The sequence below is a fragment of the Oryzibacter oryziterrae genome (assembly GCF_021864535.1).
Taxonomy (GTDB): domain Bacteria; phylum Pseudomonadota; class Alphaproteobacteria; order Rhizobiales; family Pleomorphomonadaceae; genus Pleomorphomonas; species Pleomorphomonas oryziterrae.
Map to the genome: position 1 here is coordinate 1 of NZ_JAKJIC010000039.1, position 8,090 is coordinate 8,090.

General features: G+C 61.4%; 8 protein-coding genes, 1 tRNA gene and 1 pseudogene. 8 read left to right on the forward strand and 2 right to left on the reverse strand.

Features of this window, described 5'->3' with window-relative positions; genetic code table 11:
* The 8 genes and pseudogenes from L2I41_RS21210 to L2I41_RS21240 all read left to right on the forward strand — a co-directional run.
* The coding region (locus tag L2I41_RS21210) for an L-arabinose isomerase family protein (RefSeq protein WP_237154252.1) at nucleotides 1–611 on the forward strand (611 nt) is incomplete at its 5' end.
* Between the two features lie 133 nt (nucleotides 612–744).
* Nucleotides 745–1,068, forward strand: a complete 324-nt coding sequence (locus L2I41_RS21215) for an ArsR/SmtB family transcription factor (RefSeq protein WP_237155624.1) — start codon at nucleotides 745–747, stop codon at nucleotides 1,066–1,068.
* Nucleotides 1,065–2,345, forward strand: a complete 1,281-nt coding sequence (locus tag L2I41_RS21220; protein ID WP_237155625.1) for a hypothetical protein — start codon at nucleotides 1,065–1,067, stop codon at nucleotides 2,343–2,345. The genes L2I41_RS21215 and L2I41_RS21220 overlap by 4 nt, the downstream gene beginning before the upstream one ends.
* Before the next feature lie 115 nt (nucleotides 2,346–2,460).
* Nucleotides 2,461–3,447, forward strand: a complete 987-nt coding sequence (locus tag L2I41_RS21225) for an aldo/keto reductase (protein ID WP_237155626.1) — start codon at nucleotides 2,461–2,463, stop codon at nucleotides 3,445–3,447.
* A gap of 177 nt (nucleotides 3,448–3,624) precedes the next feature.
* Nucleotides 3,625–3,718 (forward strand) — tRNA-Ser (locus L2I41_RS21230).
* A 319-nt stretch (nucleotides 3,719–4,037) separates the two neighbouring features.
* Nucleotides 4,038–4,181 (forward strand): annotated as a pseudogene (locus tag L2I41_RS21665) (hypothetical protein); the annotation flags it as partial.
* A 33-nt stretch (nucleotides 4,182–4,214) separates the two neighbouring features.
* Entirely contained in the window at nucleotides 4,215–4,940 is a 726-nt protein-coding gene (locus L2I41_RS21235; protein WP_237155627.1) for a tyrosine-type recombinase/integrase, read from the forward strand.
* Complete coding sequence (locus tag L2I41_RS21240) at nucleotides 4,933–5,286, forward strand: hypothetical protein (protein WP_237155628.1); 354 nt, start codon at nucleotides 4,933–4,935, stop codon at nucleotides 5,284–5,286. Before L2I41_RS21235 ends, L2I41_RS21240 begins: the two co-directional genes overlap by 8 nt.
* Before the next feature lie 499 nt (nucleotides 5,287–5,785).
* On the opposite strand, the gene gspD is transcribed toward L2I41_RS21240, so the two are convergent.
* Both gspD and L2I41_RS21250 read right to left on the reverse strand, forming a co-directional pair.
* Nucleotides 5,786–7,819, reverse strand: a complete 2,034-nt coding sequence (gene gspD / locus L2I41_RS21245) for a type II secretion system secretin GspD (protein ID WP_237155629.1) — start codon at nucleotides 7,817–7,819, stop codon at nucleotides 5,786–5,788.
* An 83-nt stretch (nucleotides 7,820–7,902) separates the two neighbouring features.
* Nucleotides 7,903–8,090 (reverse strand): hypothetical protein (locus L2I41_RS21250; protein ID WP_237155630.1); only part of this gene is annotated, 188 nt, incomplete at its 5' end.

The window sequence follows — 8,090 nt, forward strand, 5'->3', positions numbered from 1 at the left end:
ATGACGGCTTCTCGATCTACTTCAACGAGATCGGCTATGACGGCCGCTTCAACCAGATCCACATGATGGCTGCCTCGAACCTGATGGCCGAGGGCTATGGCTATGCGGCGGAAGGCGACACCAACTGCGCCTCGCTGATGGTGGCCGGCCGGGCGATCCAGGCCGATCCGCAGTTCACCGAAATGTACGCCATGGACTTCAAGCTCGATGCGGCGCTGCAGAGCCACATGGGCGAAGGCAACTGGAAGGTGGCCCGCAAGGACCGTCGCCCCAAGCTGATCGACCGTCCGCTCGGCATCGGTGGCCTCGACAATCCGCCGACCGTGCTGTTCCAGGGCGAACCCGGCCCGGCAACGCTGGTCAGCCTGGTCTCGATCGGTGCCGACAAGTACCGCCTCGTGGTCTCCCAGGGCACCATCCTCGACACCGAGGAACTGCCCGGCCTCGAGATGCCCTACTTCTTCTTCAAGCCCGACACCGGCGTCAAGGAATGCCTCAACGGCTGGCTGAAGAACGGTGGCACCCACCATCAGGTCCTCCACCTCGGCGACACGCGCGCCAAGTGGAAGGCCTATTGCGAACTCGCTGACGTCGAATACGTCGAAGTGTGAGTCGCATCATCATAAGATGAAACTTCATGGGGTCGGCGCAAGCCGGCCCCTTTTTTCCTGGCGCGCCAATCTGGGCGCAGATCCGTATCCATGCGGGTTGCCAAGCGCTTATTTCATCCATATATCATGATTTATGGATAAATTGCAGACACTCGCCGCTCTGGCGGCTCTGGCACAGGAAACCCGGCTGGACGTGTTCCGGTTGCTCGTCGTGGCCGGCGATGAAGGCTTGCCCGCCGGCGAGATCGGCGAACGGCTCGGCGTGAAGCAGAACACCATGTCAGCCAATCTGGCGGTGCTGGCGCGCGCCGGGCTGATCGGCAGCCGACGCGAGGGGCGCACGATCCGCTATTTCGCCGAATACGCCAAGATCCGCGGCCTGCTGCACTATCTGGTCGAGGATTGCTGTGCCGGGTCGCCGGCCTGCTGCCCGCCGTCCTGGAGGCCAACACCATGAACATCCAGCACAAACGCGGGCGGTTGCTGACGCAGAGCCTCAACCGGTTTCTTGCCTGCAGCTTCCTGGACAAGGAGTTGCTGGCCGCGCGGCTGAACATGACCGCGGCGCTCGGGCAGATCGTGCAAGGATTGCCGCAATCCCATCCGCATCTGTTCGCCTCGGCGCCGGTGTTCATATCCCGCGAGGATGTGAAGGCGATCCAAGGGCTTGTCAGGACCGTCGAGTCCGTCGTCTCGCGCCCGGCCTATCGCGATGCCGTACTCGCCAACGCGCCGCCGATTGCCGGCTTTGAACCGGGCGCCAAGGGCGTGTTCTTCGGCTATGACTTCCACATGTCCGACAGTGGGCCGCGGCTCATCGAGATCAACACCAACGCCGGTGGCGCCTATCTCAACTGGGTGCTGCTCGAAGCGCAGAAGGCCTGCTGTGAGGCCGTTGAGATGCTGATGGACGAGCCCTTGCCGCATCGGCCACTGCCGCAGCTCTGGACCCGGATGTTCCAGGCCGAGGCCGGGCGTGCTCCGAACCATATCGCCATTGTCGACGTTGCGCCGCGCGAGCAGTATCTCTACCCGGAGTTCCTGCTGGCACAGGCGATGTTCGAGGCGGAAGGGACGCAAGTCAGCATCGTGGATCCGGCGAAGCTCAAGTGGACCGGGGAGCAGTTGCTCGCCGACGGCAAAGCGGTGGACGTGGTCTACAACAGGCTGACCGACTTCTATTTCGACGAGCCCGCCTCGCAAGCTCTGCGCGCCGCCTATCTCTCCGGCACGGTGGCGGTGACACCGCATCCGCGGGCTCATGCCCTGCTTGCCGACAAGGCCAATCTGGCGCTGCTGTCCGATCCGATGGCGATTGCCGCGCTCGGCGCTTCGCCGGAGGAGGTGGCGATCCTGAGCGAGATCATTCCGCCGACCCGTCTGGTCAAGGCGGAGACGGCCGAGAGCCTCTGGGCGGCGCGCAAGGGGCTGTTCTTCAAGCCGCGCGCCGGCTTCGGCAGCCGCGCGGCCTATCGCGGCGACAAGATCACCACGCGGGTGTGGGCGGAGATCCTGGCGCATGACTATGTGGCACAGGAGATCGTCCGGCCGCCGGAGCGACGGGTGAAGGCCGGTGCGGACGGCAAGCCGCTGAAATTCGATCTCAGGGCCTATGCCTATGACGGTGAGGTGCAATTGCTGGCGGCCCGGCTCTATGATGGGCAGACCACCAACTTCCGCAGCGCCGGCGGGGGCTTTGCCCCGGTGTTCATTTCGCCCGAGCCAGCCGGGTGACGGCGATCATCTCCCGGGAAGATACCATTCATCTGTCGAATGAATTTGTCTTGGCGAGACGCATGGGCAATACCCTGAGCCACAGTGGGTACCCTGCCCGGATATGGAGGCAAGCATGAAATATCGCGCATTCGGTCGTCTGCCGGTCACGGTCTCGGAGATCGGTTTCGGAGCCTGGCAGATCGGCGGCTCTTGGGGCGACGTGAGCGAGGCTGACGGCAAGGCGGCGCTGAACGCGGCGCTCGACGCCGGTGTGACCTTCGTCGACACTGCGGACGTCTATGGCGACGGCCGTTCGGAAAAGATCATCGCCGACGTGCTGAAGGCGCGCGGCGGCGACCGTCCCTTCGTGGCGACCAAGGCAGGCCGGCGGCTCAATCCGCATGTGGCCGCGGGCTATACGCCTGAGAACATCGAGGCCTTCATCGACCGCAGCCTCAAGAACCTCGGCGTCGAGTGCCTGGACCTCGTGCAGCTGCACTGCCCGCCGACCGAAGTCTACTACACCCCCGCGCTGTTCGATGGCCTGGAAGCCATCAAGAAGGCCGGCAAGATCGCCAATTACGGCGTGTCGGTGGAAAAGGTCGAAGAAGCGCTGAAGGCGATCGAGTATCCGGGCGTGGTCTCGGTTCAGATCATCTACAACATCTTCCGGCAGCGGCCTGACCATCTGTTCTTCGCCGAGGCGAAGAAGCGCGGCGTCGGCGTGATCGTGCGCGTGCCGCTGGCTTCGGGCCTCCTCTCGGGCAAGATCACCGCCGACACCAAGTTTGCCGACGACGACCACCGCAAGTTCAACCGCAACGGCGAGTTCTTCGACGTGGGCGAGACCTTCTGCGGCGTGCCCTTCGGCGTCGGCCTCGAGGCGGTGGAGGAGATCCGCAAGCTGGTGCCGGCCGGGGCCTCCATGGCGGCCTTCGCGCTCAAGTGGATCCTGATGGCCGATGCGGTAAGCGTCGTCATCCCCGGTGCGCGCAATGAAGCCCAGGCGATCGGCAACGCCGCGGCTTCGGATCTGGCGGCCCTCAGTGCCGACGTGATGGCGGCGACGCGGGAGATCTACGCGCGCCTCGTCGCGCCGCATGTGCACCACCGCTGGTGATCTGGCCGGCGCCAGCCCAAGGGCATCCCGGAGGCACGGGCGGCTCGGCCGCCCTGCCCTTCGGGAGCCGCTCGCACCGAAATGAGGTCCCGACTTTTGCGCAGATAAAACACAGCCGGGATATCGAAAAAATGGGATTGACCAGACTCGTCCCTTCCTCTAGGGATGCGCCCTAACGGAGCTGTGGCCGAGAGGCTGAAGGCACTGGTTTGCTAAACCGGCGTACGGGCTTAAACCCGTACCGAGGGTTCGAATCCCTCCGGCTCCGCCACTTACCCTTTTCACGAGATGTCAGACAGCCGCAGAATGGCGGTTCTCTGCGGCTTTTGCCAGACGGGCGATTGCAGCACATTTCATCGTATGCCACTATTTGGCGTAAAATGTGTGGGATTACCCCCTCACCGCTTCCCACACACCGAGGGGGAATGCGGCTTCCCACACAGAGAACCCACATAGTGAGCGTGCCCCTGACCAAACAGAAAATGAAGCAACTCATTGCCTCTGGCATCGCTTCGAGAACCACCGATCGTGATGGTTTGATTCTTCAGGTGTCGGGCAAAGGTGGCGCTTCATAGCTCTTTCGCTTTCGTTGGAAGGACGACCCGCTTGCGCCCGGCTCCGGTAGACAAAGGGAATGTGGACTTGGTTCGGCGTATGAAGTTGGGTTGGATGAAGCCCATGAACTAGCTGCGGAGTGCCGTGGACATCTTAAGGCTGGTCGCGACCCAATCACTGCCAGAAAGGCGAGGCCGGCGGCACCCGCCCCTATGAACAAGCCTACGTTTGGCAGCGTTGCAGACGACTACGTGTCAACAGAGCTTGGCCACCTGAAGAACGAGAAGCACCGGGAACAGTGGGCAACCACGCTCGGATGCAAGCCGTTCGACATGGACCGCGTGCGCATATCCAAACTCGCACATAGCCAATATCTTGCCGCACTTGAAGCCATTCGCGCCAAGGCGTTCGACACCATCACAACGGCAGACGTGCAAGGCGTCGTGCGGCCAATCTGGACCGAGCAGAACGAAACCGCGTCGCGCGTACTTGGTCGAATAGAGCGTGTTCTATCCTACGCGGCTACATTGCATGGCGCGCCCAACTTCACGAACCCGGCCACGTTCAAAGGTAACCTCGAACATGTGCTACCAAAGGTCCGCGTTCAGACCGAACACCATGCCGCCCTACCCTATTCAGACGCCCCCGCGTTCATGAGCCGGTTGCTTGCGGTACGCGCGCCGTCGGTAAGCCTGACCGCCCTTATGTGGACCGTCTTAACGGCGTGCCGATCCGGCGAGACCTTGGGCGCAACTTGGGCCGAAATATCCGAGGACGGGCTAACTTGGACCATACCGGCGGCCCGGACCAAAGCAGCAAAGGAACATCGCGTTCCACTGTCCACCCAGGCACAGATGATCCTCGACCAGATGCGGCGCTTTCGGAGAACACAACGGGGCGATCTCACCCAACCTTCAAGGGAATACGCCTATGTCTGAGTTCACTCTCATTGCCGCCGAAAACTCCGCCGCAGACGCAACGCGGTTTGCACGTTCGTGGATCGCCGATCGCAGCTTTGGCCGAGGCGTCGAACATTGGCAGGTCCGCAACGCTTTCCTTGGCGCTCTCGGCATAGTCCCCGCCAACATCATCACGAGTTTGAGCCTTCACCAGTTCGCTACCTGGACTGATGTCCTTGAAGAGATCGAACGCCTGATGCAGCCCGCGCGCCGCCCGCTTGAGCCCGTGTACATCTCCCTCGGCGTGCCAGTGTCGGAGGCTGATCCTCCGGCCACCACTTCTGCCCCTATCGGGGAGGCACCGCTGCCCGCATCCGCAACATAATCGGCATCGCTGCCTTCAGCGGCTGGGCCGACCCTGTCGGCAGCTGCGCCCAACTCGGAGGTCGGAGCTACTCCGGCATTCCCGTCGACAACGACGGCACCGATAGCTGCGCCCGTGCCGGTCAGTTCTTTGGCTTGATCAATCGCCGTGGCGACCGGTACTGCTTGTCGTCCCCGCCGACGGACTACTTTCGTCTTGTCTGTGATGGACATGGTGCGATCCTTGTGACCGGACGCGTCATCGCGCCCTTCGCACCAGCTCAAGCCCCGGATCGGCTTGGATCCGAGGCGGCTCGCGTTGCGGGTGCCGCTTACCGCCGCGGCAGGAGCACTACCGCTCTGGTGGCCGCGGACGTCCAGCGGAAAAAGGCGGATGGCTCCCGCCCCTTACAGAGTTGCAACAGAACTCAATAATGGCAGATAGAATGGGGCGGCCGCTGGTGGCTCCATCCCTTGTCACTCAACCTGCCGTGCTGACCAGACAATCAGTGGCCAAGCGATCAGTTCGCAAACAGCCGCGCCTTGATTTCGCTGGTCACGGCGTTTACGTCGACATTCGTGCGGAGGACTACTGGCTTGATGATGATCATCAGCTCGGTCTTGTCGGACGTCTTGACCCGGTTTGTCGTGAAGGCCTCCCCAAGAAGGGGGATATCCTTCAACAGGGGAACGCCGGTCCGGGATCTCTCCTTCTTGGCGGATATCAATCCTCCCAGAATGATTTCTGTCCCGCTCTGCACTACGACAGAGCTTGTGATGGCCCGCTGCTGAATCGTCGGGGAGTCGATGGACGACGTTGTCGTTGCTACCACGTCGCTGATCTCTTGAGAGATATCCAGCTGGACTAGGCCGCTGGCATTCACGCGTGGCTTCACGTTCAGGATGATGCCGGTGTCCTTCATCTGGATCTCGCTAACGATCGGAGCCTCCGGATCAGTGACGCTTTGCGCTGAGCGGGTGGCGATAGGGACCTGATCGCCAACTTTCAGGGTCGCCGTCTGATTATCGAGAACAGTCAGAGCCGGCGAGGAAATGACTTGAACATTCGTGACGCCTTCGAGGGCGTTGATGACCAAGCGGGCGTCGGTCACGGAGAATATGTAGTTGAAGCCGGGGACGATGGGATTGATTGTGGAGCCGCTGCCGTCCGACAGCAGAGCGGCGTTGTTGCCGCTTTGGAAAAACCAACGGACGCCGTGTTTCAGAGAATCGTTCAGCGAAACCTCGGCGATGGTCGCCTCGATCAAGACCTGGGGCGGCATGACGTCAAGACGGCGAATAGCCTTCTCGATCAGGGCGTAATCTTCATCAGACGCAACGATCACCAGCGAGTTTGTCGACTTGTCGGCGCTGATGGAAATGCCGTTCATCTGGGAAGCCCCGCCCACAGGTTGCGCCGCGCCTGCCGCCGGCTCGCCCGTCCCGCCGAACTGGGTGGTCGGGTCGATGCCTCCATCCCCGCCAGATTGGGCGGGGGCAGAAGCGACCGCCGGCTCTACCCCCTGTGTCGCCTGTGCCTGACTTGCGGCGGTTGATTTGGCAGCCACCATGGACTGCAGCACGCCGGCAATCTCCGAAGCATCGCGGTTCTGGACAGGGTAGACGTGAACTCCCTTCTGTTCGCTACCGCCCTGATCAAGACGCGTCAGCCAAGTTCTTGCTCTCTGGATGAGTGACTTTGATGTCCCCATCAGCAGCACGGCGTTCATGCGCTCAACGGGATAGGCCTGAAAGCTGCCGCGGTTCCCGCCGAACATCTGGTTGAGTTCGGACGATACCGCCTGAGCGCCAGCGGTCTCCAACGGCTGAAGCACGAAGGACTTGCCCTTGAACTGGTCGATGTCCAGCGAGGAAAGCACCTGCACAAAGCGATCAAGATCACCTTCGGCGCCGGTCAATAGAACGACCTTGCCTCCCGAGAGCGAAACAACCTTCGAAGGGTCTGCACCGAAAGGCTGCAGAGCAGCGCGCGCCTGTTCCGCGTCTATGTTGTTCAAACTGACCACACGAAAGGACGAAGCCGACTGCCCTTGCCCCCCCTCACCGGATGAAGCCAAGACCCGAAATGTACCACCAGCTTCTGAGAGCGATGCGCCGTTCATGGACAGTACGTTTCGAATGAGCCCGATCGCTTCGGACCGGCTGACGGGATTTGCGGTTCGCACGGTCACTCGTCCGGACACGCCCGGATCCACGACGACGTTCGCCTTGAGAACCTCCTCAAACACCGAGCGAACGAACTCCTGCACGTCAACATTCACGAAATTCAGCGAAAAACTGCCGCCGTCATTTTGCAGTGCGATCGGGGCACCCGAGTTCTGGAAAGATGCAGCAGCCCCTTGATCCGTCCCGAGATCGACGACAGCGGAAGGTGTGCGCTGTGTCGCGCCTGCAATTGAACTGGCGGATGCCGCGCGACTGTTGCTGCCTGACGTCGTTCCGAGAAACCGACCTGACGCCAGGGCCTCGGAGAAGGACTCTCCCTTTTCGCCGTCGCCGTTGCATCCAGCCAGCATCAGGGCAAGGAGCGACATCAACGTCAGTGCGACGGATCGTACACAATACATTCTCACCGCCGTAATTTGATTGTACCGGCTTGTTTCGGATTAACGGGAGGTTAACTGTTTCTGGTTTTTTGCACAACGGGTTGAGGATGGTGTTTGCCCTCAAGTGGTCCCGCATGTGGATAATTTGCGGATGTGTTTTGTGGATTCGTGATTGTGTCCGGATAAAAACGGGTTGCAATGTTGATTGTCATCATGCGAAGAGAGATTGCGGCAAACTTTAGGTGGGCTTGATCGGACC

Bases quoted from the DNA above. Each gene is read 5' to 3' on its own strand.
- L2I41_RS21215 (WP_237155624.1), top strand. From the start codon at position 745: ATGGATAAATTGCAGACACTCGCCGCTCTGGCGGCTCTGGCACAGGAA.
- L2I41_RS21220 (WP_237155625.1), top strand. From the start codon at position 1,065: ATGAACATCCAGCACAAACGCGGGCGGTTGCTGACGCAGAGCCTCAAC.
- L2I41_RS21225 (WP_237155626.1), top strand. From the start codon at position 2,461: ATGAAATATCGCGCATTCGGTCGTCTGCCGGTCACGGTCTCGGAGATC.
- L2I41_RS21235 (WP_237155627.1), top strand. From the start codon at position 4,215: ATGAACAAGCCTACGTTTGGCAGCGTTGCAGACGACTACGTGTCAACA.
- L2I41_RS21240 (WP_237155628.1), top strand. From the start codon at position 4,933: ATGTCTGAGTTCACTCTCATTGCCGCCGAAAACTCCGCCGCAGACGCA.
- gspD (WP_237155629.1), bottom strand. From the start codon at position 7,819: ATGTCGCTCCTTGCCCTGATGCTGGCTGGATGCAACGGCGACGGCGAA.